Origin of the sequence: Streptomyces sp. NBC_00490 (assembly GCF_036013645.1) — a bacterium.
GTDB classification, from domain to species: Bacteria; Actinomycetota; Actinomycetes; order Streptomycetales; family Streptomycetaceae; genus Streptomyces; species Streptomyces canus_F.
Genome location: NZ_CP107869.1, coordinates 7,052,736 through 7,078,431, shown reverse-complemented (window position 1 = coordinate 7,078,431; position 25,696 = coordinate 7,052,736). Strand labels below are relative to the sequence as shown.

Here is a 25,696-nt window from a genome sequence, read left to right as displayed (position 1 = left end):
GGGTGGGGGCATGGGGCGTGTGAGGGTGGCGGCGTTGGTCGGGGCCGTGGGCGGGGCATTGCTGCTGAGCGGGTGCGGGGCCTCGCTACTGCCGCTGGTCGCGGTGCGGCTGGACGCCTCTGGGGCACCCCAGGCCTTGCTGCGGCCGTGCGGCGACGACCTGATCCAAGGTCTCCGGCTGACCGGGGCCCCGACCGAGGAGGACTCCGACGAGAACCTCTCCGGCTGGGAGACGTCCGGCAAACGCGCGGGCGAGGACATCGGGTTCCCGCTGTTCGAGCCGCCGGCCGCGTGGCACGCCCGGCCGGCCGGGCAGCAACGGCTGGTGCCGGCGTACAGCTACCGACTCGCCTTCGGGAAGGCCGAGTTCAACTACGAGTACACGGGCACCGTCACGTTCCGCGCGGCAGACCTCGCCGCTCTGGAGCCCGGTCAGGTCTGGGCCGATGATCGGGTCATGAGCCTCGGCGAGTTCGAGGGGCTCGCCGAGGGCTCGTGTTGAGCGGCGGTTACTCGGCGGGCTCCACGCCGGCGCGCAGCAGGCCGTAGGTGTAAGCGTCCTCCAGGGCCTGCCAGGACGCCGCGATCACGTTCTCGGCGACTCCTACCGTGGACCACTCCCCCGCGCCGTCGGACGTGGAGATCAGCACGCGGGTCGTGGACTGGGTGCCGTGGACGCCTTCGAGGATGCGGACCTTGTAGTCGACGAGGTCGAGCTTGGCGAGCTGGGGGTAGATCTTCTCCAGGGCGACCCGGAGTGCGCGGTCCAGCGCGTTGACGGGGCCGTTGCCCTCGGCGGTGGCGACGATGCGCTCGCCCTTGGCGAAGAGCTTCACCGTGGCCTCGTTCGCGTGGCTGCCGTCGGGGCGGTCCTCGACGATCGCGCGCCAGGACTCGACCTGGAAGTACGTCAGGGGCTTGCCCTCGACCTCGGCGCGCAGCAGCAGCTCGAACGACGCGTCCGCCGCCTCGTACGTGTAGCCCTTGAGCTCGCGTTCCTTCACGCGCTCCACCACCCGGCCGACCACCTCGCGGTCGCCGCCGAGGTCCACGCCCAGTTCCTTGCCCTTGAGCTCGACCGAAGCGCGGCCCGCCATGTCGGAGACCAGCATCCGCATGGTGTTGCCGACCTGCTCGGGGTCGATGTGCTGGTAGAGGTCCGGGTCGACCTTGATGGCCGAGGCGTGCAGGCCGGCCTTGTGGGCGAAGGCCGAGACGCCGACGTAGGGCTGGTGCGTCGAGGGGGTGAGGTTCACGACCTCGGCGATCGCGTGCGAGATCCGCGTCATCTCGCGGAGCTTGCCCTCCGGCAGCACCTTCTTGCCGTACTTCAGCTCCAGGGCCGCTACCACCGGGAACAGGTTGGCGTTGCCGACCCGCTCGCCGTAGCCGTTGGCCGTGCACTGGACGTGGGTGGCGCCCGCGTCCACCGCGGCCAGGGTGTTGGCGACCGCGCAGCCCGTGTCGTCCTGGGTGTGGATGCCGAGCCGGGCGCCGGTGTCGGCGAGGACCGTGGAGACGACGGCCTGGACCTGGGCGGGGAGCATGCCGCCGTTGGTGTCACAGAGGATGACCACCGAGGCGCCCGCCTCCGAGGCCGCCCGTACGACCGCCTTCGCGTACTCCGGGTTCGCGCGGTAGCCGTCGAAGAAGTGCTCGCAGTCGACGAAGACCCGGCGGCCCTGTGCCGTCAGGTACGACACCGTGTCGCGGACCATCTCCAGGTTCTCGTCCAGCGTGGTGCGCAGGGCGAGTTCGACATGGCGGTCGTGGGACTTGGCGACCAGGGTGATCACCGGGGCGCCGGACGCCAGCAGTGCGTTGACCTGCGGGTCCTCCGCCGCCTTGGCGCCGGCCCTGCGCGTCGCGCCGAAGGCGACCAGCTGGGCGTGCTTGAACTCGATCTCCTGCTGGGCGCGGGCGAAGAACTCGGTGTCCCGCGGGTTGGCGCCGGGCCAGCCGCCCTCGATGAAGCCCACGCCGAAGTCGTCCAGGTGCCGCGCGATGGCCAGCTTGTCCGCGACGGTGAGGTTGATGCCCTCCCGCTGGGCGCCGTCGCGCAGGGTGGTGTCGAAGACGTGGAACTGATCGTCGAGCTCGCTGGTTGCGGTCATGGTCTCAAGGCTCCTGAGGATTGGATCTCGGTCTGTACCGGAATGACCGGCTCCACCGTCCCCACATGGTCCCTCGCGCTCTCGCCTCTGGTTACGGGTGGGCCAGAAAAGCGAAAAACCTCTCGCGGGTGCGAGAGGTCTGCGCGCGGGTCGAGGACGACGGTGTCCGCCCGTACCTGGTCGTACGTGGCGGTCACTGCGGACCGGCGCGCCTGCTGCCAATAATCATGGCGAACGAGAGCACGGGGGCAGTCTGGCACAAGACTCCCCCGCGCTCACCGTCCGTCTCAGGATGCGAACCGGGTGCTGGTCAGCGCAGGTGGCGGACGAAGCCGTCGTAGCTGCCGTTGGTGTCGCCGGCGACGAGCTGGGACGAGGCACTGGCGAGGCCGAGGCGCTTCGCCCCCGCGCTCACCGAGCTCAGCCAGACGGAGGCGTCCGTCACGGGCCCGCCGGTGACGGACGCGCCCACCAGACGGGTGCTGCCGGTGCGCAGGTCGCGAAGGTAGACGTTGGTCGGGCCGGTCGTGCCGTCGGGCAGCCGCGGGGTGGCCTCGTAGCCCAGGTACCGGCCGTCCGGGCTGAGTTCCGGCCGGTCGGGCATGGTCTCGCCGTCGGGGCCGGTGTCGACCCGCCGGGTGACGTCCTTACGCAGGTCGCGGACATAGATGTCGGACGCGTCCTCGGGGGTGGGGCCGGGGACCAGGCCCTCGTCGGTGTTGTGGAAGGCGACGGTGCGGCCGTCCGCGGAGAGCGTGGCGGGCATCGCGTACCCCTCGACCGGGGAGCCGTCCGCCTTGACGTTGACCCGCTCCTCGGCGCCGGTGCGGCGGTCGTGCACCCAGGTGATCCCGCGCCCACTGCGCGGCACCAGCTGCGTGTACAGCACATAGCGGCCGTCGGCGCTCACGTCCTGGAAGAGCGCGGGGTTGTCCGGGCGGTTCGGGTTGCTGACCCGCTCCGTCCTGCCGGTGCTGCGGTCGAAGACGTACACGGCTCCGAAGAGGTCGCGGGCTCCCTCCTCCATCCGGTCGGCCTTGGCGTTGAAGGTGATGTAGCGGGCGTTCGCCGACATGTCGGTGCCGGCCGCGTACGCGGAGCCCCCGTCGAAGCCGACACTGATCCGCCGCGTGGTGCCGGTGCGCCGGTCGTGCAGATAGACGTCGGCGGCACCGGCGTCCGCGGGCGGGGTGTCCCAGGGGACCAGGTTCCGTGCGTTCGAGCTGAACAGGACGTACCGGCCGTCGTCGCTGATGGCCCGCACGGACGACGGCTGGTCGGCCTGTACGCCGGCCGAGCTGACGCTGACCCGCTCGACGGTCCCCTTGCGCAGGTCGCGCACGAAGACGTCCGACATCTCGTTGGTGTCGCCGGGCACCAGGTTGGACGCGTCCGCCGTGAAGGCCGCGAACCGGCCGTCGGCACTGAGCTGCGGCCCGTACGCGGAGCCGTTGCCCTGCTCCCCCGTCGCCGACAGGGTGACGCGCTCGGTGGACGGGACGCGGGGCGCGGCGCCCGCCGAGGTCACGGTCACGGCCACCGTGGCGGCGACGAAGGCGGCGGCGAGCGCGACGGCTCGCTTGTTGCTGTGCATGGTTGTTCCCCCGTTGTGGTTGCTGCTGGTCATTGCACTGTCCGCAGGAAGACGTCCGACACCCCGTTGGTGTCCCCTTCCACCAGATCGGGTGACGCCGACTCGAAGGCGACGACCGTGCCGTCGGCGTTGACGGAAGGATGCCGGGCCGGGAGGTCGTTGCGGCCGCCCCAGCGGTCGACGCTGATCAACTGCCGCTTCCCGGTGGTGAGTTCCCGCAGGTATACGGCGCCGTGCGAGGTGTACGCCACGCGCGCGCCGTCCCCGGAGAGCGAGGGCTGGGTGCCCCTGATCCGGGTGGTCGTTCCGGTGTCGAGGTCGCGGACGCGCACCTCGCCACCCTGCTGGAAGGCGACCTTGCGGCCGTCCGCGCTGATCGACGGGGCCGAGCCCGCGCCGAGCGTCGACAGGGCACCGGTGTCCAGGTCGCGGACGTGGACCTCGCCGCCCTGCTCGAAGGCGATGTACCGGCCGCCGTAGTTGATGGACGGGTTGCCCGCCGGCTCGCCCGTGGGCGCGCTGACCACGTCGAGGGTGCCGCCGTTGAACTTGAAGCGGTAGAGGCGGGGTTCGGGCGACGGATCGGTGTCGGTGGCGGGCAGTGTGGCGGCGTAGGTGACCCACGCGCAGGTCGGGTCGACCTGGGGCTGTCCCATCCAGGTGAAGCGGACGCCGTCGTGGGAGCCGATGGTGGTCAGCTTCCCGACCGAGCGGTTGCGGATATGGACCTGCGGGCCGCCGTCGGTCGGGGACGGGGCCACATAGCCGACCATGCGCCCGCTGTAGCAGGGGGCGCCCTCGCGCGAGGGGCCCTGGTCGGTGGAGTCGACCTGGGAGAGACCGCCGGCCGCGTTGACGAACACGTCGTCGCCCGAGGTGAAGGCGACGACCTTGCCCTCTCCCATCACGGGGTCGTACGAGGCCTCGGGCCGCTGCTGTCCGTCCCTGGTCATGCTGATCCGCTCGGTGACGGAGGGCATCGGAGCCGGGTTCTTCCTCAGCGCGCCCGAGAAGACGAACACGTCGGACTCCCTGTTGGTGTCTCCCGCCACCAGGTGGGACGCCTTCGAACTGAACGCCACCGCACGCCCGCCGGCTGCCAGCATGTCGTCACCGGTCTGGGCGTCCGGCGGAAGGGCGGCCCCCCGCAGCCCCGTCCGCAGGTCGCGCACCCGCACCCCGTCCTCGCCCGCGACGACGGCGTACCGGCCGTCCGCGGTGACCGAGGAGGCGGATCCCTCGGCCACGCGCCGCGCGTCGCCCGTGCGGAGGTCGCGGCTGTAGACACCGTTGTCGGCGTTGAAGAGGACGTGGCGGCCGTCGGCGGTGATACGGACCAGGGAGGCGGGGCCGAAGCCCTGGTCGACCTGGGTCCGCTTCCCCGTCGCCCGGTCCTTCACGAAGAGGTCGGCCGGATCCGGCCCCTCCACATCACCCCGGACCGAGTACGCGACCCGCTTGCCGTCGCCGCTCACCGAGGCGCCCGGCTTGTCGCCCTCCTCGGCCGGTGAGATCAGCTCGTCGGTACCGGTGGCCGTGTCACGGACGTACAGCAGCCGGAAGTTCTCGTCGCCGTTGCGGTTGCCGATGGTGTACGCGATATGCGTGCCGTCCGGGCTGATCGACTGGGCGCGGCCCAACTCGTTGAAGCCTGGCGGGTCTTGCGGCCACAGTTTCTCCGTACGGCCGGTGGCGCCGTCGTACAGGTAGGGCGCGAGGAACCGGGTGCCCGCGGAGAAGGCGATACGGCTGCCGTCGGCGCTCGGCGCGGGCGAGCCGTAGGTGTAGCCGCTGCCGAGGTCGATCTTGGTCAGCCCGCCGTCGTGCAGGTCCTTCACGAGCAGGCACCTGTCGAAGCGCGCGCAGCCGAAGCTCGGCGCGACGGAGGTGAACGCCACTTTGCGGCCGTCGGCGCTGATCGCGCCGCCCGACGACTGCCCGTCGGCCTGGCTGCCGTCGGCGGCGGTGCTGACCCTGTGCACCCGGGGCGCGTGCGGCTCGGCACCGGCGGTCGTTCCGGTGAGCGCGAGCAGCAGCGCCGTACCTAAGGACATGCTGGACACACGTACGGCTCTGGACATGTTCCCCCCTGTGTTCCCCCGTGGACGCTCTCCCCCGGCCCCGCGCCGAGGGCTCCCCAAGAGGCAAACGCACCACGGGCCACAGGGTCAATCGGCCTTTTTGCGTACAACCCGGGCTCGGGGTCAGGCGTCCGCGAGAAGGTTCTCGTCCAGGAACTCCCGTACGTGGCCGAGAATCTGCGCTCGGTCCGCGCCTCGCAGCCCGATCGCCACATGGATGGAGAATCCGTCGAGCAGCGCCCGCAGCCGGGCGGCCACGCGGTCGGGGTCGACCGCGCGGAACTCACCCCTCGACACGCCTTCCGCCAGCAGTGCCACCAGGTCGCGGTGCCAGGCGCCCTCGATGGCGGCCTGCCGGTCGCGGGCGTCGGCGGGGGCGTTCTGCGAGCGGTTCCAGACCTCAAGCCAGAGGGTCCAGTGGGGGTCGCGATGGCCGTGGGGGACGTACAGGTCGACGTACGCATCGAGCCGTTCGCGCGCGGTGGCCGTGCGGGTGAGGAGGCGGCCGCGTTCGGCGCCCAGCCGGCCCTCGCTCCACTCCAGGGTCTGGAGCAGCAGCTCGTCCTTGGAGTGGAAGTAGTACAGGAGGTGGCCGCTGCTCATCCCGACCTCGCGGCCGAGGGCCGCCATGGTGAGCTTCTCCAGGCCGAGTTCGGCGATCATCTCCATGGCGGCGGCGAGGACGTCCTCGCGGGGCGGGGCGGGGGTGCGACGGCGGGCGGGGGTCATACGGCGGACTCCACGCGGACGGCGTCCGGCAGGAAGTGCGTCTCGTACGGGCCGTAGCACTCGGAGTACCGCGTCGCCACCGCCGTGCCGCACTCCGCGCAGACCTCGTTCGGCCCCTCGCGGCCGGGGCGGCCGCAGCACCCGACCTCCTCGACGGCGGGGTTGGCGGACAGGCGCCCACGGGTGTCCTCGGGGTGGACCACCCATGTGTCGCGCGGCCCGGCGGAGATCAGGCATCCCGGTCCGTCGGGGTCTCCCATGCACACGTCTCCCGGGTGGGCCGATCCGCACCATTCGGGGTCGGGATGCGGCACGTACGGCGCCCCGCACGGCTCCGGGTCGACCGCGTAGGCCCCGCGCGGCAGGGTCGACGGGGCGTGCCGGGAGCCGTCGGGGTTCTTGAGTCCGTCGTACTCCGGGCGGGGCGGCACTTCCGGCAGGAGCCGCAGCGGCTCGGTCAGGCGGCTTCCGCAGGCGGCACAGGTCAGCACGTTCACCCGTACGTTCTACCTGACCGTCGTCCGCGGCTGCTGCTGGGTGATGCAGTGGATGCCGCCCCCGCCCGCGAAGACGGTCCGCGCGTCCACCAGTGTCACCGTCCGTTCGGGGAAGAGCCGGCGGAAGACGCCGGCCGCGAGTTCGTCGTTCGGGTCGTCGAAGGCGCAGAGCACCACGCCGCCGTTGCAGAGGTAGTGGTTGATGTACGAGTAGTCGACCCACTCCCCGTCCTGATCCTTGAGGACCGTGGGGGCGGGGATCTCGACGACCTCCAGGCGGCGGCCCCTCGCGTCCGTCTGTCCGCGCAGGATCTCGACGTACTCCCGCGAGCGGGCGTGGTCGGGGTGGTCCGGGTTCCGCTGGCTGTGGACGACCACGGTGCCGGGCCCGGCGAAGGCCGCGACGATGTCGACGTGACCCTGGGTGCCGTACGTGCCGTAGTCGCCGGCGAGGCCGTGCGGGAGCCAGATCGCCTTGCTGGTGCCGAGTCGGTCGTGGATCTCCGCCTCGACCCGCTCGCGCGTCCAGCCGGGGTTGCGCCCGGCGCCGAGCTGGACCGTCTCGGTGAGCAGGACCGTGCCCTCGCCGTCGACGTGGATCGCGCCGCCCTCGTTGACCAGGGTGCTGCTCCGCACCGGCACCCCGGCCAGGTCCGCGACATGGCGGGCGATCTTGGAGTCGTGCTCCCAGCTCGCCCAGTCCTGTGCCCCCCAGCCGTTGAACACCCAGTCCACGGCGGCCAGTCGACGGCCGTCGCTCACGAACGTGGGCCCGATGTCACGCATCCACGCGTCGTCGAGTTCGCGCTCCACCAGGTCGATGTCCGGTCCGAGCAGCTCGCGCGCGGACTCCCCCTGGCCCGTGCCGTGCACCATCGTCACCGGCTCAAAGCGGCGCACGGCGCGGGCCACCGCGGCCCAGGCGGTCCGGGCCTCGGCGAGCTTCTCGTCGTCGGCGAAGGTCGCGTTGGGTCCGGGCCAGGCCATCCAGGTGCGCTCGTGCGGCTCCCACTCGGCGGGCATGCGGTAGGTCATCAGGTGCTCCGGGGGTCCTAGAGGAAGTACAGGCGGTTGAGGGAGACGGAGTCGGCCGGCTCGGAGCGCAGTGGCTCGCCGTCGAGGGTGACCAGGCCGGTGCGCTGGTCGACATCGACCGCTCCGGTACGGGAGTTGAGGCGCAGGTCGGCCGGTCCGATGCCGCGGGTGCCGCGGACGGCGACCCTGCGGCGGCGGGTCGGCATCGAGTCGTTGCCCTGGTCGAGCGCCGCCCGGGCGACGAAGGCGACGGAGAGGTCGGCGGGGGTGGCGCCGTACGCGCCGAACTGCGGTCCCAGCACCAGGGGTTCACAGGTGTCCGTCGCCGCGTTGGGGTCGCCCACCACGCCGTACGCCGGGAAGCCGGACTTCAGGACCAGCTGCGGTTTCGCGCCGAAGTACTCCGGGCGCCACAGCACGATGTCGGCCAGCTTGCCGACCTCGATGGAACCGACCTCGTGCGAGAGACCGTGCGCGATGGCCGGGTTGATCGTCAGCTTGGCCAGGTAGCGCAGGACGCGTTCGTTGTCGTGGTCCTCGTCGGGGGCGCCGAACTGGGCCTTCATCTTCCCTGCCATGGCGAACGTACGGCGGACCGTCTCGCCCGCTCGCCCCATGCCCTGCGCGTCCGAGGAGGTGATGCCGATCGCGCCCAGGTCGTGCAGGACGTCCTCGGCGCCCATGGTCCCGGCGCGGATCCGGTCGCGGGCCAGGGCGGCGTCGCCGGGCAGGTCGGTCTTCAGGCCGTGGACGGAGACGATCATGCCGTAGTGCTCGGCGACCGCGTCCCGGCCGAAGGGCAGGGTGGGGTTGGTGGAGGAGCCGATGACGTTCGCGACGCCCGCCATCTTCAGCACGTTCGGGACGTGTCCGCCGCCGCAGCCCTCGATGTGGAAGGCGTGGATGGTGCGCCCCTCCAGGACGCGCAGGGTGTCCTCGACGGACAGGCACTCGTTCAACCCGTCGCTGTGCAGGGCGACTTGGACGTCGTGTTCCTCGGCGACCCGCAGTGCCGTGTCCAGCGCCCGGGTGTGGGCGCCCATGTCCTCGTGCACCTTGAAGCCGGACGCACCGCCTTCGGCGAGGGCCTCGATCAGGGGCGCGTCGCGCGAGGACGAACCCCGGCCCAGGAAGCCGATGTTGACCGGCCAGGCGTCGAAGGCGTTGAACGTGTGCCGCAGCGCCCAGGGCGAGTTGACGCCGACGCCCCAGACCGGCCCGAACTCCTGGCCGATGATCGTGGTCACGCCGGAGGCCAGCGAGGCCTCCATGATCCGTGGCGACAGCAGATGGACGTGGGTGTCGACGGCCCCGGCGGTGGCGATGAGCCCTTCGCCGGACACGATGGACGTGCCGGTGCCGACGACGACGTCGACCCCGTCGAGGGTGTCGGGGTTCCCGGCCCGCCCGATGGAGTGGACACGGCCTTCCCGGATGCCGATGGAGACCTTGCGGATCCCCTGCACGGCATCGATCACGACGACGTTGCTGATGACGACGTCGCAGGTCTCCCGCACGGCCGCGGCCTTGAGGTGCAGTCCGTCGCGGGCGGTCTTGCCGAAGCCGGCGAGGAACTCGTCGCCGTGGCGCTGGGAGTCGGCCTCGACGCGGATCGTCAGCCCGGAGTCGCCGAGCCGGATGCGGTCGCCGGCGCGGGGGCCGTGGGTGGCGGCGTACTCGTGGGGGGTGAGGCGGCGGGCCTCGGCGGGGTGCCCTCCGGGGCGGCTCATCGGCCGGCCTCCTCGACGGACACGCCCAGGTAGCCGCAGGCGGCGGCGCGGCGCAGGGCCTCCTCGCGGGCGCCGGGCGCGTCCAGCGGTCCGTCGACGAGCCCGGCGAAGCCGATGGCGACCCGGGCACCGCCGATCGGCACCAGGCCGACCTCCAGCGACTCCCCCGGCCCGAACCGCACCGAGGAGCCGGCGGGGACGGCGAGCCGTGTCCCGTAGGCCTCGGCGCGGTCGAAGTCGAGGCGAGGGTTGACCTCGAAGAAGTGGAAGTGGGAGGTGACGGAGACGGGGACGGTGGCGGTGTTGGTGACCGTCAGCCGTACGACGGCCTCGGGCTCGGTGTGCTCGGGTCCGGGCAGCAGCGCGCCGGGAGCCTCGGGGCCGAGCCCGCCGCCGATCGGGTCGCTCACCACGGCCAGCCGGGACCCGTCGTCGAAGACGGCCTCGACATGCACCTCGGTGACGACGTCCGCGACGCCGGGCAGCACGTCGTCAGGGCCGAGCACCGCGCGGGCCCGCTCGACGGCCTCGGCGAGCCGCGCCCCGTCGCGGGCGGCCTCGCACACGGTGTCCGCGATGAGCGCGGTGGCCTCCGGCACGTTGAGCCGCAGCCCTCGGGCGCGGCGGGCACGGGCCAGCTCGGCGGCTCCGAAGAGCAGCAGCCGGTCGCGTTCGGTGGGGGTCAGCCGCATGTCGTTCCCTTCTCTTAGAACGCCACTCTAAACACAGGTGGCTATGTAAGGAACCCTGGCTGCCTTTCATGGCACGCATCACATTGAGCACCGCTCTAATTCCGGTCACGACATGCGCCCTGAAGGGGCGCGGGGAACTGCGCGACCAGCCACGACGGCGCCGCGGCCGACAGCCCGGCATGCGAAAGGGCCGCCGCGGACACGGAGTCCACGGCGGCCCTGATCGGGTCCGCGACTAGCCCAGCTTGTGCATCCAGCCGTGCTTGTCCTCGGCCGTGCCGCGCTGGATGTCCAGCAGGGCCTGCCGCAGCTTCAGCGTGACCTCGCCCGGCTCGCCGCCCGACTGCTGCCACTCGGAGTTCGCGCGCTTGACCGTGCCGACCGGGGTGATCACGGCGGCCGTGCCACAGGCGAAGACCTCGGTCAGGGTGCCGTTCTCGGCGTCGCGCTGCCACTGGTCGATGGAGACGCGGCCCTCCTCGGACTCGTAGCCGAGGTCGCGGGCGACCGCCAGCAGGGAGTCGCGGGTCACGCCCTCCAGGATCGAGCCCGTCAGCGTCGGCGTGATGATCTTGTCGCCGTACACGAAGTACAGGTTCATGCCGCCGAGTTCCTCGACCCACTTGTGCTCGACCGCGTCGAGGTAGCAGACCTGGTCGCAGCCCTTGGCGGCCGCCTCGGCCTGGGCGAGGAGGGAGGCCGCGTAGTTGCCGCCCGTCTTCGCGTCGCCCATGCCGCCGGGAACGGCGCGGACGCGGTCCTCGGAGAGCCAGATGGAGACCGGCTTGACGCCGCCGGGGAAGTAGGCGCCGGCCGGGGAGGCGATGACCAGGAAGAGGTACTCGTTGGCGGGCTTGACGCCCAGGCCGACCTCGGTGGCGATCATGAAGGGGCGGAGGTAGAGGGACTCCTCGCCGCCGTGCGCCGGGACCCAGTCCCGGTCCTGCTGGACGAGGGCGTCGCAGGCCTCGATGAACGTCTCGACCGGCAGCTCGGGCATGCCGAGGCGGTGCGCGGAACGCTGGAATCGCTCGGCGTTCTTCTCGGGGCGGAAGGTGGCGACGGTTCCGTCGGGCTGGCGGTACGCCTTGAGGCCCTCGAAGATCTCCTGCGCGTAGTGCAGGACCATCGTCGCCGGGTCGAGCTGGAGCGGGGCGTACGGCACGAGCTGGCCGTCGTGCCAGCCGCGGCCCTCGGTCCACTTGATGACGACCATGTGGTCGGTGAAGTGGCGGCCGAAGCCGGGGTTCGCCAGGATCGCGGCGCGCTCGGCGTCGGAAAGTGGCGAGGCTGAGGGCTTGAGCTCGATCGTGGGCGTCGTCATGAGTGGTTGTCCTTCACCGGTTGTGTAGTGATGGGCCGCGCTCCACGCCCTTTACTGTCAGTTGCCAGTGCTAGGACGTCCGAGCATTCCCTCATTCCGCGGCTCCGCGTTCGATTATCGCGCTACGGAGGCCAGGGACGAAAACGGCGTGAATGTGACCCAGGGGATGATGGTGGCACCCGGCGGGGACATAAGGAAAGCCGCCGGGTGCGGATGCGACCCGGCGGCTTCGTGTGGTTCTGGGAGCCTGGCGGGTCAGCCGGCTACTCGTACGGCGAGCGCGTCGCCGATCTCCGAGGTGCTGCGCGCGGGCTTGCCGGTGCGCTCGGCGAGGTCGACGGAGACCGCCTCGTCGATCCGGGCGGCCTCGGCCTCGTAGCCGAGGTGACGCAGGAGCAGCGCGACGGACAGGACCGTGGCGGTGGGGTCGGCCTTGCCCTGGCCCGCGATGTCGGGGGCCGAGCCGTGAACGGGCTCGAACATCGACGGGAACTCGCCGCTGGGGTTGATGTTGCCGCTCGCCGCGACGCCGATGCCGCCGGAGACGGCCGCGGCGAGGTCGGTGATGATGTCGCCGAAGAGGTTGTCGGTGACGATCACGTCGAACCGGGCCGGGTCGGTGACCAGGTAGATCGTGGCCGCGTCGACGTGGATGTAGTCGGTGGTGACCTCGGGGAACTCCTCGGCCACCTGGTTGAAGACGTTCGTCCACAGGTGGCCCGCGAAGGAGAGCACGTTGTTCTTGTGGACCAGCGTGAGCTTCTTGCGGGGACGGGCCTGGGCACGGGCGAAGGCGTCGCGGACGACACGCTCGACACCGAAGGCCGTGTTCACGGAGACCTCGGTGGCGACCTCGTGCGGGGTGCCCTTGCGGATGGTGCCGCCGTTGCCGGTGTACGGGCCCTCGGTGCCCTCGCGGACCACGACGAAGTCGATGGCCGGCTCGCCCTTCAGCGGCGTCTCCACACCCGGCAGCAGCTTCGACGGCCGCAGGTTGACGTGGTGGTCGAAGAGGAAGCGGAGCTTGAGCAGGAAGCCGCGCTCCAGGACGCCGGAGGGGACGCTGGGGTCGCCGATGGCACCGAGGAGGATCGCGTCGTGCTGCTTCAGCGCGTCCACGTCGGCGTCGGTGAGGGTCTCACCGGTGGCGTGGTAGCGCTTGGCGCCGAAGTCGTACTCCTTGGTCTCCAGCTTCACATCCTGCGGAAGGACGGCGGAGAGGACCTTCAGGCCTTCGGCCACGACCTCCTGGCCGATGCCGTCACCGGGAATCACTGCGAGATTGATGCTGCGAGACATGTCGGCACCCTACTCCGCGTCCCATGAGATGACACGACACGTCCGCCATACGGACAGCCGCGCACACCTGGGCGTCAGCCCTTCGACTGGCGTTCACCCGTATGTATGGCGGGTGTTGGGCTGCGCTGGGAACTTTCCCGGCATGGACCTTCCCGACGTCGGCATCCCGCCGCGGCTCGCGCGCCGGATGAGCATGGCCGAGCAGTACGAGTATCTGCGCACGAAGGTGACCCGGCGCCGCACCCTGGTGACGGCCGGCGCGGTGGCGGGCGGGCTGCTGACCGGCGGCTGCGCGGGAGACTCGCCGTCACCCTCTTCCCGTACGGCCGCTTCCCCGTCCACCGCCGCCAAGGTGCACGGCTCGGTCGTCGCCCCCTTCGGCCGCCACCTCGCCTTCGGCGCCGACCCGAAGACGCAGATGCGGATCTCCTGGCAGGTCCCGCTCGCGGTGCGGAAGCCATTCGTCCGGATCGGCACCCGCCCCGACGATCTGAGCCGCCGGATCGGGGCCGAGGTCCGCGATCTGCGCACCCCGGGCGTCCCGGGCGTCCGCGCGGCCCTCGACCAGTACTACCTGCACGCCGCCCTGGACGGGCTGCGCCCCGGCACCACGTACTACTACGGCGTCGGCCACGACGGACTCGACCCGGCCGCCGCCGCGCACCGCTCCACCATCGCGTCCTTCCGCACGGCCCCGGCGAGCCCGGAGACGTTCGTCTTCACGGCCTTCGGAGACCAGGGCGTCAGCAAGGCCGCCGCCGCCAACGACCACATCCTGCTGCGCCGGAACCCCGCGTTCCATCTCCACGCGGGCGACATCTGCTATGCGAACGTCAACGGCCGGGGCGAGACCTCGGACGGCTACGACCCCTCGTACTGGGACCTGTTCCTCAAGCAGAACGAGGAGGTCACACGGTCGGTGCCGTGGATGGTGACGACCGGCAACCACGACATGGAGGCCTGGTACTCCCCCGACGGCTACGGCGGCCAGCTCGCCCGCTGGTCCCTGCCGGACAGCGGCTTCGATCCGCGCGCGGCGCCGGGCGTGTACGCGTTCACATACGGCAACGTCGGCTTCGTGGCGCTGGACGCCAACGACGTGTCGTACGAGATCCCCGCCAACCTCGGCTACACGGGCGGCAAGCAGACGGCGTGGCTGGACGAGAAGCTGGGCGAGCTGCGGGGGTCGGTGGACTTCGTCGTCGTCTTCTTCCACCACTGCGCCTACTCGACCTCCTCGCACGCCTCCGACGGCGGGGTGCGCGAGGAGTGGCTGCCGCTGTTCGCGAAGCACCAGGTGGACCTGGTGATCAACGGGCACAACCACGTCTACGAGCGCACCGACGCCATCAAGGGCGACGCGGTCGGCAGGCGGGTGCCGATCGGCGCGTCGACCGACCCGACGCGGGACGGGACCGTGTACGTCACCGCGGGCGGCGGCGGCAAGGACCTGTACGGCTTCCCGGCGGGCGTGAAGGAGAGCTACGAGGGGCACGTGCGCGACCGCGAGTCCGTGGACACCTTCCGGTGGACGAAGTCACGGGCCGCCGACAAGGAGACCGTGGAGTGGTCGCGGGTGCGCTACCGGGGGTTCTCCTTCCTCCAGGTGGAGGCGGAGAGCGGTACGACCCCGAGGCTCAAGGTGTCGGCGCTGGCGCAGAACGGCGACCGGATCGACCATTTCGAGGTGCGGCGCGGGACGTGATCCCGCGCCGCATCCCGACGGGTGCGGCTCCCGGTACTGGGGGTGTGCGGCCTCAGTGGCCGGTCGAGCCGCCGTTGTCACGGCGGTCGAGGGCGCGCTGGAGGGCGGCCGCGGCGTTCTTGCGGTCGGACTCGTTCGTACGGACGGTGTGACGGACTCGACGGCGGGCGGTCGTCTCGGCCATGAGAAATCGACTCCTTCGAATTCATGGAGTGCAGAAGGGAGTTGCGAGACGCCGGAAGAGGCGGGGAGCACTGGCCGCAGGGGTTGCCTGCATGGGGCCCGGCTCACGACCGCCATTCGCTTGATCGAGCGAGACGTTCGGCTTCTACAAAGCTAAGGGAGGACGCTCGGTCTGTCTCCACAATTACTCGGACTTCCTACTATCTGAGACAGTGCAGTGAGTCACACGGCGCTGACCTGCGGTTTCGCATGGCTGCGCAGCTCGCGGACCAGGGCCCGGACGACGGCGGTGGTGGCGAGTTCGGGTGTGGTGACGTATCCGATCCGACGGGTGGGCCGGTCCGGTCCGAGATCGGTTATCTCCAGGCCGTGCGGCGCCCTGGTGAGGGAGAGCGCGGGCATGATCGCCATGCCGAGACCGCTGCCCACCATCGAGAGCACCGCCCCGTCGTCCTCGGCGCGGACGGTCGCGGTGGGGATCCAGTCCTGGGCCGCCCACCAGGTGCGGGTGTAGGAGGAGCAGTTCTCCCGCCAGTCGACGAGCGGCAGGGAGCGCGAGGCGGGATGGCCGGCCGGATGGACGAGGGCGTACGGCTCCTCCAGCAGAACGTCCCCGACCAGATGCGGCGGGATCGGGGAACTGGTGCCGAAGGTGGCGATACCGAGGTCGGCCCGCCCCTCGGCGACCTCTCCGGCCGTGCCGGGTCCGATCTCCCGTACGACGGTGACGGTCGGCTCGATCGCGGGGTGCCGTGCGGTGAGGCGTTCCAGGACGGGGGGCAGGAGGTGGAGGGCGGCGCTGCGGAAGGCGGCGATCCGCAGGGGGCCGGCGACGTCGTGGGGCTCCGCGGCCCGCGCCTCCCGGACGAGCAGGTCCAGCATCCGCAGGACGCGGCGGCCGTGGGCGACGGCCCGTGCGCCGGCCGCCGTGGGCCGGGCCCCGTACCGTCCGCGGTCGAACAGCACGACGCCCAGCTTGCGTTCGATGCCGCGCACCGCGTGCGAGACGGCGGACTGACTCGTGCCGAGCCGGACGGCGGCGGCCGAGAAGCCGCCCTCCTCGGCGACCGCGACGAGGGTACGGAGTTCCTGCGGCGCGAGATCGACGGCGCTGCTCATGGCGGGTCCCCCACCTGCTGCTATGAGCGAAAGCTCATGGATGTGTCCGTTCCATGAGCGCAACCCTCTGCTGCGGTCCGGCATTCCTCCGTACGGTCCCGTCCATGACCGACACAGCGATCACCGTGCACCAGACCGCCCGCCCGAAGGGCTTCCCCACCCCCGCCGACTTCGCCTTCGTGGAGTCCTCCCTGCCCGCCCCCGCCCCCGGCACGGCGCTGGTGGAGAACCTCTACTGGTCGGTCGACCCCTACCACCGCGAAATGATGGACGGCGACTTCGAGTTGAACGCGCCGCTGGAGGGCCGCGCGCTGGGCCGGATCGTGGCCTCGCGGGACCCGGGGCTGCCCGAGGGCAAGATCGTCTTCCACCGGCAGGGCTGGCGCACCCACTCCCTGGTGACCCCGGCGGAGATCAGACGCCTGCCGTTGTACGAAGGCGTCCCGCTGTCCGCGTACTTGAGCGTGCTGGGCGGCACGGGCCTGACGGCGTACGTCGGTCTCACCCGGATCGCGCGGCTCCGCGAAGGCGACGACGTGTTCGTCTCCGCGGCGGCGGGCGGGGTCGGCACGGCGACGGGCCGCTTCGCGCGGCTGCTGGGCGCGGGTCGGCTGGTGGGCAGCGCGGGCTCTCCGGAGAAGGTCCGCCATCTGATCGAACAGGTCGGCTACGACGCGGCGTTCGACTACCACCAGGGCCCGGTCCCGGACCTCCTGGCGAAATCCGCCCCCACCGGCATCGACGTCTTCGTCGACAACGTCGGCGGCGACCACCTGGGCGCGGCGATCGGCGCCCTGCGCGACCACGGTCGCGTGGTCCGCGTCGGCACGGTGAGCCAGTACAACACCCCGGACGCGCCGCCGGTCGTCTTCAACCACGCCGACGTGGTGGAGAAGCGCCTGCGCATCGAGGGCTTCCTGGTCAGCGACTACCGCGACCTCCAGGACGAGCTGTACGACTTCGCCGTCCCGCACCTCCTCAGCGGCGCGCTCACGCTGGACGAGACGGTGGTGGAGGGCTTCGAACGGATCGTGGAGGCGTTCTTGTCGATGCTGGGGGGCGGGAACGTGGGGAAGATCTTGGTACGCGCGAGGACGTGACCCAGCAGGTGAGGGCGGGGGCGGTCGGCGAGCCCTAACTGTTCTCATACTCTTGACCAGTTAGAGCGATCCATGGTGAACTTACCTAACTGCCACAGAGACAGTCAGGGGTTAGAGCATCATGATGACCGCCCACCGCACCACCACCGTCCGCGGCCTCGACGTCCACTACCGCGAGGCCGGGCCCGCCGACGCCCCCGCTCTCCTCCTGCTGCACGGCTTCCCGAGCAGCTCGCACATGTTCCGTGACCTCATCCCGCTTCTCGCCGACCGCTACCGCCTCATCGCCCCGGACCACATCGGGTTCGGGCGCTCGTCGGCTCCGGGAGCCTCCGACTTCGCGTACACGTTCGCCGAACTCGCCGAGATCACCGCCGAGTTCACCGAGCAGTTGGGGCTGAAGGAGTACGCCCTCTACATCCAGGACTACGGCGCCCCGATCGGCCTGCGGCTCGCACTCGCGCACCCCGAGCGGGTGACGGCGATCGTCACGCAGAACGGCAACGCCTACGAGGAGGGGCTGGGGAAGGAGGCCTGGGCTCCCGTGCTCGCGCTCATCGCCGAGCGGACGCCGGAGACCGAGGCGCCGGTGCGGGAGATCTCCTCGCCGGACGGCATCAAGTGGCAGTACCTGCACGGGGTTCCGGAGGACCTGCGACACCTCGTCAGCCCGGACGCGTACGAGCACGACGCGGCCCTCATGGCCCGCCCCGGCCAGCCGGAGATCCAGCTCGACCTGATCGCCGACTACGGCTCCAACTTCGCCCTCTACCCCGCCTTCCACGACTACTTCCGCACCAGCCAGGTCCCCCTGCTGGCCGTCTGGGGCGCCCACGACGAGATCTTCGTCCCGGCCGGCGCCCTCGCCTACCAGTGCGACCTCCCGAAGGCCGAGATCCACCTCCTGCCCACGGGCCACTTCGCCCTGGAGACACACGCACCCCAGATCGGCGCGCTGATAGGCGACTTCCTCAGCCGGACCCTCTGAGCGCCGCCCCCACCGCCTCCCGGAAGCCGTCCGGATCCTCCACCCACGGCGAGTGCCCGGCACCGGCGAGCACCACCCGCCGCACCCGGGGCAGCGCCCGCTCCAGTGAGTCGACCGCCCAGCGCGGCCGGACGTCCCGCTCACCGTCGACGATCAGCACCGGCACATCCAGCCCCTGGCAGGCGGCGTACAGCTCGGGGCTCCCCCAGGTCTGTTTCGTCTCCGCGCCCAGCGCCCTGTTGCACTCGAAGTTGATCTCGAACCAGGGGTCCGCCATCCGACCGGCGTGCTCCAGCGCCCGCTCCCGGTCCTCGAAGTCGACCGACCACTGCAGCACCGCCCGCTCACGGTCCCCGTCCACCAACTCCTGCCAACGGGCGAGCCGTTCGGGCACCTCACCCAGCCTCGCGCGGAAGTTCTCCTCGAAGGGCCCGCGCCAGGTGGACACCGGGTCGATGCCCGTGCCGCCCACGTACACGAGGCCCCCGACCCGCTCCGGGTGCGCCAGCGCATAGCTGAGCGCCAGCTGGGCGCCCCAGGAGTGGCCGAGCAGCACGGGCCGGTCGAGCGCGAAGTGCTGTCGTACGGCGTCCAGATCCGCCACGAACCGGTCGGTCGTCCAGGGCCCCGCGGCCCGCTCGGAGCGCCCGCACCCGCGCTGGTCCCAGCGGACGACGCTCGCCCGGTCCTCCAGCATGGCGGCCACGTCCTCGAACATGTCCCACAGTCCGGGGCCGCCGTGACACAGCACCAGGGCCTCGCCGCCGTGCCCCTGCCGCGTGGCCCACAGCCGTACACCGTCGTCAGTCGTCACCGTCATGGCCACGAGTCTGCGCCACGGGTCCAGCCGGAGACGGCGAAGGGCCGGGCAACAGCCCGGCCCTTCCAGCTCTCCGACCTACCGTCAGCCCATGTGCGGGTACGCGTAGTCGGTCGGCGGGACCAGGGTCTCCTTGATGGCGCGGGTCAGGGTCCAGCGCATCAGGTTCTGCGGGGCGCCGGCCTTGTCGTTGGTGCCGGAGGCGCGGCCGCCGCCGAAGGGCTGCTGGCCGACGACGGCTCCGGTGGACTTGTCGTTGATGTAGAAGTTGCCGGCCGCGTAGCGCAGCTTGTCCATCGTGTACGCCGCCGCCGCGCGGTCGGCCGAGATGACCGAGCCGGTGAGCGCGTAGTCGGACACCGACTCCATCTGGGTCAGCATCTCGTCGTACTTGTCGTCCTCGTAGACGTGCACGGCGAGGAAGGGGCCGAAGTACTCGGTGGTGAAGACCTCGTTCGCCGGGTCCGAGCACTCGACGACGGTCGGGCGGACGAAGTAGCCGACCGAGTCGTCGTACGAACCGCCCGCGACGATCGTGCAGGCCGGGTCGGACTTGGCGCGGTCGATGGCGGCCTTGTTCTTGGCGAAGGCGCGCTCGTCGATGACGGCGCCGATGAAGTTGGAGAGGTCGGTGACATCGCCCATGGTGAGGTAGTCGACCTCGGCCGCGAACTCCTCCTTGAAGCCGCTGTTCCAGATCGACGCCGGGATGTAGGCCCGGGAGGTCGCGCTGCACTTCTGGCCCTGGTACTCGAACGCACCGCGGGTCAGTGCGGTCTTGAGGATCGCCTTGTCGGCGCTCGGGTGGGCGACGACGAAGTCCTTGCCGCCGGTCTCGCCGACCAGACGGGGGTAGGTGCGGTACTTCTCGATGTTGGCGCCGACCGTCTTCCACAGGTGCTGGAAGGTCTTGGTGGAACCGGTGAAGTGGATGCCCGCGAGGTCGCGGTGCTCGAGGGCGACCTTGGAGACCTCGATGCCGTCGCCGGTGACGAGGTTGATGACGCCCTTAGGCAGCCCGGCCTCCTCCAGGAGCTGCATGAGCAGCACGGCGGCGTGGGTCTGCGTCGGGGACGGCTTCCAGACGACGACGTTGCCCATCAGCGCGGGCGCGGTCGGGAGGTTGCCCGCGATCGCCGTGAAGTTGAAGGGCGTGATCGCGTAGACGAAGCCTTCGAGCGGGCGGTGGTCGAGGCGGTTCCAGACGCCCGGGGAGTTCGCCGGGGGCTGCTCGGCCAGCAGGTCGCGGGCATACTTGACGTTGAAGCGCCAGAAATCGACGAGCTCGCAGGGGGTGTCGATCTCGGCCTGCTGGGCGGTCTTCGACTGGCCGAGCATGGTGGAGGCGGCGAGGGTCTCGCGCCAGGGGCCGGCGAGGAGTTCGGCGGCGCGCAGGATGATCGCGGCGCGGTCGTCGAAGGCCATCGCGCGCCAGGCGGGCGCGGCGGCGAGGGCCGCGTCGATCGCGTCCTGCGCGTCCTGCTGGGTGGCGTTGCGGTACGTGCCCAGAACGGCCTTGTGGTTGTGCGGCTGCACGACCTGGAAGGCGTCGCCGCCGCCGAGCCGCTTCTCACCGCCGATGGTCATCGGCAGGTCGATCGGGTTCTCGGCCAGCTCCTTCAGCTTGACCTCGAGACGGGCGCGCTCGGGCGAGCCGGGGGCGTAGCCGTGCACCGGCTCGTTGACGGGGGTGGGGACCTGGGTCACAGCGTCCATGGGGTACCTCTTCCGAGTGATTCCCGGGCTTCAGCCGGGGGGAGCTGAAGCGGTTGCGTATGGTGAGCAGCGGTCAGGGCTTGACCGTCACGGGCTCGCTGCGGCGAGTTCGTGAGAAGCCTCTTCGGGGGCGGAGTCACGAGATCCGTAACTCCTTTCGGCGGATCCGGGTCCGGCTCAGCCGGCCGCGGGGCGGCTGCCGTCGTCCTCCGAGCACTCGCCGGAGGCCAACGGCAGCCGCTCACCCCGCGCATCAGCCCTTGGTGATCATGCTTCGCGCGAAAAAGCGCAGGTTCGCCGGCTTCTCCGCGAGGCGGCGCATGAAGTAGCCGTACCAGTCGGTGCCGTAGGCCGTGTAGACGCGCATGCGGTGGCCCTCGGCGGCGAGGCGCAGGTGTTCGTCGCCGCGGATGCCGTACAGCATCTGGAACTCGTACTCGTCGGGCTTGCGGCCGGCCCGGTGGGCCAGTTCCTGGGCGATGGAGATCAGGCGCGGGTCGTGGGACCCGATCATCGGGTACCCCTCGCCCTCCATCAGGACCTTCAGGATGCGGACGTACGCCTTGTCGATCTCGTGCTTCTGCTGGTACGCGACCTCGGCGGGCTCCTTGTAGGCGCCCTTCACGAGCCGCACGCGGCTGCCGCTCTCGGCGAGGCGGCGGGCGTCGGCCTCGGTGCGGAAGAGGTAGGCCTGGATGACGCAGCCGGTCTGCGGGAAGTCCTTCCGCAGCTCCTCGTGGATGGCGAACATCGAGTCGAGGGTGGTGTGGTCCTCGGCGTCCAGCGTCACGGTGGTACCGATGGCGGCGGCCGCCTCGACGACCGGTCGGACATTGGCCAGGGCCAGCTCGTGGCCGCCCGGCAGCGCCTGTCCGAACATCGACAGCTTCACGGACATCTCGGCGCGGGTGCCCAGGTCCAGCTCCTTGAGCCGGTCGACGAGCCGGAGGTAGGCGTCCCGGGCGGCTTCGGCCTGCTCGGGGGTGGTGATGTCCTCGCCGACGACGTCCATCGTCAGCTCCAGACCCCGGTCCGTGAGCTCCCTGATGATCGGCACGACCTCGTCGACCGTCTCGCCGGGGATGAAGCGGTCGACGACCTGCTTGGTCACCGGCGCCGCCGAGATCAGGCGTCGCATCCGGTCGCTGCGCGACGCGGCAAGAATCACGGGACCCAGCACGGGGCACCTCCACAAACCAGCAGATAGAACCACCGTGAAACCTAAGGATCCCTCCGATCGTCGGCCATCGACAGCTGTCACGCATCCGTGCCGCAGATCTCAGACAGATGTATGAAGGGGCGGGATTGTGCGGGAGAATGCCCGAGTGACAGCCGATGCCGCGTCGTCCAGCCGAGCCGGTGACTACCAGGAGCTGGTCGACGAGATCTCCGAGCTGCTCGGGGTACCCGCGACCCTGGAGAGCCGCGACTTCGAGCTGATCGCCTTCGGGGCGTACGACAGTGAGGGCGACCTCGATCCGTCGGCGCTGGACCCGGTGCGCGCCCGCTCGATCCTGACCCGCCGCTCGACGGCCGCGGTCCGGACCTGGTTCGAGGGCTTCGGCATCACCCGCGCGACCGGTCCCGTCCGTATCCCGCCGACGCCCGAGGCGGGGGTGTACCGCGGACGGATCTGTCTGCCCGTGCGCCATCGGGGTGTCGTCCTGGGGTACGTCTGGCTGCTGGAGTCCGACCCCGGGCCCACCGAGGCCCAGCTGACCGCCGCCATGGAGGTGACGGTGCGGATCGGCGCGCTGTTCGCGGACGAGGCGCAGCACGGGGCGGACCTCAGCCGGGAGCTGCGGGCGGTGCTGACCGCCGAGCGGGGCTGGCAGGGGGAGATGGCGGTGGCGGCGCTGCGTACGGCGCTCGGGCCGCGCGGCGACGGGCCGCACGCGGTGGTGTGTGTCGCGCCCTGGCCGTCCACCGACCTGGACGACGCGCCGTCCGCGCGGACGGTGCCGCACACGACGGCCCTGTGCACGGTGCCGTGGGGCACGACCGCGCAGAGCCTCGCGGTCCTCGTCCGGCTGCGGGCGCCCGAGGTGCGGACGCCGGCACTCGCGGCGGCACAGCGGCTGCTGGGGGAAGGCGCCCGGGCGGCCGGCGTGGGTGAGCCCCGTACCGGTCTCGGCGATCTGGCGACGTCCTGGCGGGAGGCCTCGGCGGCGGCCCGCGCGGCCCTCGCTGAGCCTGCGCTCGGCCCGGTCACGGAGTGGTCGCGGATCGGTCCGTACCGGCTGCTGACCTCGCTCCCCGCGGAGACGGCCCACGACCCCGCCGTACGGCCCCTGCTCTCCCCCGCCCACCGCGAACTCGCGCGCACCGCCGAGATCTATCTCGACCGCGCGGGCCAGGCGGGCCGCACGGCCGCCGAGCTGGGCATCCACCGCCAGACCCTGTACTACCGCCTGTCCCGGGTGGAGCAGCTGACGGGCCTGGACCTGGACGACGGCGAGGACCGGCTGCTGCTGCACATGGCACTGAAGGGGGCGCGCCTCTAAAGCTCCTCAAGAGCTCTTTTGACCGTCCCCATGCCCGAATCCGGGCAGGAAGAGGGGGAATTCGTCGACTCCCCCCCTCTACAGTGCCCGCATGATCACTGCCTCCGCACTGGGCTCCTTCGCACTGATCGTGGGCCTGCTGACCCTCACCCCGGGCATCGACACCGCCCTCATCCTCCGCACCGCCGTCACGGGGCGCCGCACGCGCGCGTGGGGCGTGGTCCTCGGCATCCAGACCGGCACCCTCGTCTGGGGCGTGCTCGGCGCGCTCGGCGTCACCGCCGTCCTGACCGCGTCCCACCTCGCCTACACCGCCCTGCGCTGGGCGGGTGCCGCGTACCTGGTCTGGATGGGCGCCCGCATGGTGTGGGCGACGCTGCGGCGGCGGGGCGGGGACGCCGGACCCGCGCAGGACGGGGACAGCGGGGGCGGCTTCTGGAGCGGCTGGCGCAAGGGCGCCCTGACGAACCTGCTCAACCCGAAGGTGGGCGCCTTCTACATGGCGGTCCTGCCGCAGTTCGTCCCGGAGGGCGGCGCGGCGGCACACCTGGTGGCCGGCACCTTGCTGGCGGGCGTGCACATCGCGCTCGGGGTGATCTGGTCGGGCGTCCTGATCCTCTTCGCCCGCACCCTGCGCGACACGCTCCGCCGCCCGTCCGCCCGCCGCGTCCTGGACCGCGTCACCGGCACGGTCATCGCCGCCTTCGGAGCCCGCCTGGCCTTCGGGGAGTGACCCCGTGCTGCTGCTGATCGGGTTTACGCCCCCGCCGCCCTTACCCGTTCCCCTCCCCAGGGGCTGCCGCCCCTTCGACCCCACCCCAGGGGGCTCCGCCCCCTGGACCCCCATCGGCCCCAAGGGCCTCGTCCTCAAACGCCGGACGGGCTGAAGCATGCGGGCCGGCGTTGAGAGGCGAAGCCGCCTGCGGGTGGGCGGGGGATCGGAATGGCAGGTCCTCGTCCTCAAACGCCGGGCAGGCTGAAAGCACGGGTGGGCCGCGATCCGAGTCGGCGTCCGCCAGGAGTGCCGGCTCAGCCGCCGTCGAGGAGGTCCGCCACCGCCGCCACCCCCTCCGCGATCGCGCGTTCCGTCACATTGCCGAATCCCAGGACGAGTTGAGGCGGCGCCGCGGCTGCCGAGGTGCGGCACGCGCTCATGCCGTACAGGCCGACGCCGCGGGTGCGAGCCGCATCGACGAGGGTGTGTTCGTGGGCCCTCGCGGGCAGATGGGCCACGGCGTGGAATCCCGCCGCCAGTCCGGACAGCCGTACCGCGGGGGCGTGCGCGGCCAGGGCGTCGACCAGGGCGGTACGGCGGGTGGCGTAGGTCGTGCGCATGCGCCGCAGATGGCGGTCGTAGCGGCCGGACTCGATCAGGCGGGCGAGGGCGAGCTGGTCGAGGGTGGGTGAGCCGCGGTCGGTGACGCGTTTGAGGTCGGTGACGAGGTCGAGCAGGGCCGGCGGGCACAGCAGCCAGCCCAGCCGCAGTGCGGGGGCCAGTGACTTGCTCACCGTGCCGATGGAGATCACCCGGTCGGCCGCCAGCCCCTGGAGCGCACCGACCGGTTCGCGGTCGTAGCGGAACTCGGCGTCGTAGTCGTCCTCGATGACGTACGCGTCCTGGCGCACGGCCCAGTCGATCAGCGCATGGCGGCGGTCGGGCGCCAGCACGACTCCCGTCGGCCACTGGTGGGCCGGGGTGACGATCACGGCCCGGGCACCGGTGGCCGCCAACTTCCCTACGTCCACGCCCTCTTCGTCGACCGGGACCGGTACGGCCGTCAGCCCCGCAGCCTCGGCGGCCGCCCGCGCGGTGGCCGGGCCGCCCGGGTCCTCGTACGCCACGACCCGCGCACCCCGGCGGGCGAGGGCGCCCAGGGCGAGGCTCAGCCCCTGCGCGTAGCCCGAGCAGACCACGGTCCGGGCAGGGTCGGTGGCGGCGCCGCGCACCCGGCCCAGATATCCGGCGACGACCTCGCGCAGGGCCGAACTCCCCCGTGGATCCCCGTAGTCGAGGTCGGCGGTGGGCATGCGCCGGGCCGCTTCCCTGGTGGCCCAGAGCCAGTCGGCGAGCGGGAAGGAGGTCAGGTCCGGCACCCCGTGGCGGAAGTCGGCGATCAGCCGGGGGCCGGGGCCGGCCGGGGATGCGGGGGCCGGTTCCGTCGGCTGGGCGCAGGCCGCCACGCGGGTGGCCGAGCCGACGCGGGTCACGAGGTAGCCCTCGGCCTGGAGTTGGGCGTAGCAGTCCTGGACGAGACCACGGGACAGACCGAGCTCCCGCGCGAGTTCCCGGGAGGACGGGAGGCGTTCGCCGGCCTGGAGCCGACCGGTGCGGATGGCGTCCCGCAGTTGTCCCTCCACCTGCGCGGACAGTCGCTGCGTGCTGTCCCGGTCGACGGTCAGAAGCAGCCCTGGTGACAGACCGGCCCACTGCACTGGCATGGAATTGGAGCTTAGCGGAGGGCCGGT

The 25,696-nt window shown here is 71.4% G+C and carries 22 protein-coding genes; 6 read left to right on the top strand and 16 right to left on the bottom strand.

The features are described from left to right. Positions 1–10 precede the first annotated feature (10 nt). On the top strand, positions 11–502 hold the full coding sequence (locus tag OG381_RS32475; protein ID WP_327719580.1) for a hypothetical protein: 492 nt from the start codon (positions 11–13) through the stop codon (positions 500–502). Positions 503–509: 7 nt separating this feature from the next. Here the strand turns inward: OG381_RS32475 and cimA are convergent, their stop codons facing one another. From cimA to OG381_RS32425, 10 genes are all read right to left on the bottom strand, one after another. Then, positions 510–2,114, bottom strand: a complete 1,605-nt coding sequence (cimA, locus tag OG381_RS32470) for a citramalate synthase (RefSeq protein WP_327719579.1) — start codon at positions 2,112–2,114, stop codon at positions 510–512. A 310-nt stretch (positions 2,115–2,424) separates the two neighbouring features. After that, complete coding sequence (locus tag OG381_RS32465) at positions 2,425–3,708, bottom strand: TolB family protein (protein ID WP_327719578.1); 1,284 nt, start codon at positions 3,706–3,708, stop codon at positions 2,425–2,427. Positions 3,709–3,737: 29 nt separating this feature from the next. Further along, a complete protein-coding gene (locus OG381_RS32460) occupies positions 3,738–5,789 on the bottom strand; it encodes a hypothetical protein (RefSeq protein WP_327719577.1) in 2,052 nt (683 codons plus the stop codon). Between the two features lie 123 nt (positions 5,790–5,912). Further along, positions 5,913–6,518, bottom strand: a complete 606-nt coding sequence (locus OG381_RS32455; protein WP_327719576.1) for a TetR/AcrR family transcriptional regulator — start codon at positions 6,516–6,518, stop codon at positions 5,913–5,915. Next, on the bottom strand, positions 6,515–7,015 hold the full coding sequence (locus OG381_RS32450) for a hypothetical protein (RefSeq protein WP_327719575.1): 501 nt from the start codon (positions 7,013–7,015) through the stop codon (positions 6,515–6,517). Before OG381_RS32450 ends, OG381_RS32455 begins: the two co-directional genes overlap by 4 nt. Positions 7,016–7,024: 9 nt before the next feature. Continuing rightward, positions 7,025–8,050, bottom strand: a complete 1,026-nt coding sequence (locus tag OG381_RS32445; protein ID WP_327719574.1) for an agmatine deiminase family protein — start codon at positions 8,048–8,050, stop codon at positions 7,025–7,027. A 17-nt stretch (positions 8,051–8,067) separates the two neighbouring features. Continuing rightward, the gene (locus tag OG381_RS32440) at positions 8,068–9,780 is read right to left on the bottom strand and encodes an urease subunit alpha (RefSeq protein WP_327719573.1); all 1,713 of its coding nucleotides are present in this window, start codon (positions 9,778–9,780) and stop codon (positions 8,068–8,070) included. After that, positions 9,777–10,472, bottom strand: coding sequence for an urease subunit gamma (ureA, locus tag OG381_RS32435; RefSeq protein WP_327719572.1), 696 nt, complete (start codon positions 10,470–10,472; stop codon positions 9,777–9,779). The genes OG381_RS32440 and ureA overlap by 4 nt, the downstream gene beginning before the upstream one ends. A gap of 235 nt (positions 10,473–10,707) precedes the next feature. Continuing rightward, positions 10,708–11,796, bottom strand: a complete 1,089-nt coding sequence (locus OG381_RS32430; protein ID WP_327719571.1) for a branched-chain amino acid aminotransferase — start codon at positions 11,794–11,796, stop codon at positions 10,708–10,710. A 255-nt stretch (positions 11,797–12,051) separates the two neighbouring features. Beyond that, on the bottom strand, positions 12,052–13,095 hold the full coding sequence (locus OG381_RS32425) for a 3-isopropylmalate dehydrogenase (protein WP_307025499.1): 1,044 nt from the start codon (positions 13,093–13,095) through the stop codon (positions 12,052–12,054). Between the two features lie 142 nt (positions 13,096–13,237). On the opposite strand from OG381_RS32425, the gene OG381_RS32420 reads away from it, so the two are divergent. Further along, positions 13,238–14,800, top strand: a complete 1,563-nt coding sequence (locus tag OG381_RS32420) for a purple acid phosphatase family protein (protein WP_327719570.1) — start codon at positions 13,238–13,240, stop codon at positions 14,798–14,800. Positions 14,801–14,852: 52 nt separating this feature from the next. On the opposite strand, the gene OG381_RS32415 is transcribed toward OG381_RS32420, so the two are convergent. Next, on the bottom strand, positions 14,853–14,984 hold the full coding sequence (locus OG381_RS32415; RefSeq protein WP_266887662.1) for a hypothetical protein: 132 nt from the start codon (positions 14,982–14,984) through the stop codon (positions 14,853–14,855). Between the two features lie 221 nt (positions 14,985–15,205). Then, complete coding sequence (locus OG381_RS32410; protein WP_327719569.1) at positions 15,206–16,102, bottom strand: LysR family transcriptional regulator; 897 nt, start codon at positions 16,100–16,102, stop codon at positions 15,206–15,208. A 104-nt stretch (positions 16,103–16,206) separates the two neighbouring features. Between OG381_RS32410 and OG381_RS32405 the strand changes: the two genes are divergently transcribed. Further along, positions 16,207–17,202: an NADP-dependent oxidoreductase gene (locus OG381_RS32405; RefSeq protein ID WP_327719568.1), complete on the top strand. Its 996-nt coding sequence runs from the start codon at positions 16,207–16,209 to the stop codon at positions 17,200–17,202. Between the two features lie 121 nt (positions 17,203–17,323). Further along, the gene (locus OG381_RS32400; protein WP_327719567.1) at positions 17,324–18,190 is read left to right on the top strand and encodes an alpha/beta fold hydrolase; all 867 of its coding nucleotides are present in this window, start codon (positions 17,324–17,326) and stop codon (positions 18,188–18,190) included. Here OG381_RS32400 and OG381_RS32395 read toward each other — a convergent pair. The 3 genes from OG381_RS32395 to OG381_RS32385 form a co-directional block, all read right to left on the bottom strand. Beyond that, positions 18,174–19,010 (bottom strand): alpha/beta fold hydrolase, encoded by an 837-nt coding sequence (locus OG381_RS32395; protein ID WP_327719566.1) that lies wholly within the window; start codon positions 19,008–19,010, stop codon positions 18,174–18,176. The genes OG381_RS32400 and OG381_RS32395 overlap by 17 nt on opposite strands. A gap of 84 nt (positions 19,011–19,094) precedes the next feature. Next, entirely contained in the window at positions 19,095–20,726 is a 1,632-nt protein-coding gene (gene pruA, locus OG381_RS32390; protein ID WP_327719565.1) for an L-glutamate gamma-semialdehyde dehydrogenase, read from the bottom strand. Between the two features lie 253 nt (positions 20,727–20,979). Further along, entirely contained in the window at positions 20,980–21,906 is a 927-nt protein-coding gene (locus OG381_RS32385; RefSeq protein ID WP_327719564.1) for a proline dehydrogenase family protein, read from the bottom strand. A gap of 127 nt (positions 21,907–22,033) precedes the next feature. Between OG381_RS32385 and OG381_RS32380 the strand changes: the two genes are divergently transcribed. Both OG381_RS32380 and OG381_RS32375 read left to right on the top strand, forming a co-directional pair. After that, positions 22,034–23,230, top strand: coding sequence for a PucR family transcriptional regulator (locus OG381_RS32380; RefSeq protein ID WP_327719563.1), 1,197 nt, complete (start codon positions 22,034–22,036; stop codon positions 23,228–23,230). A 91-nt stretch (positions 23,231–23,321) separates the two neighbouring features. Next, positions 23,322–23,963, top strand: a complete 642-nt coding sequence (locus OG381_RS32375; RefSeq protein ID WP_327719562.1) for a LysE family translocator — start codon at positions 23,322–23,324, stop codon at positions 23,961–23,963. 296 nt (positions 23,964–24,259) lie between these two features. Here OG381_RS32375 and pdxR read toward each other — a convergent pair whose 3' ends face one another. After that, the gene (gene pdxR, locus OG381_RS32370; RefSeq protein WP_327719561.1) at positions 24,260–25,669 is read right to left on the bottom strand and encodes a MocR-like pyridoxine biosynthesis transcription factor PdxR; all 1,410 of its coding nucleotides are present in this window, start codon (positions 25,667–25,669) and stop codon (positions 24,260–24,262) included. Between the last annotated feature and the right edge of the window lie 27 nt (positions 25,670–25,696).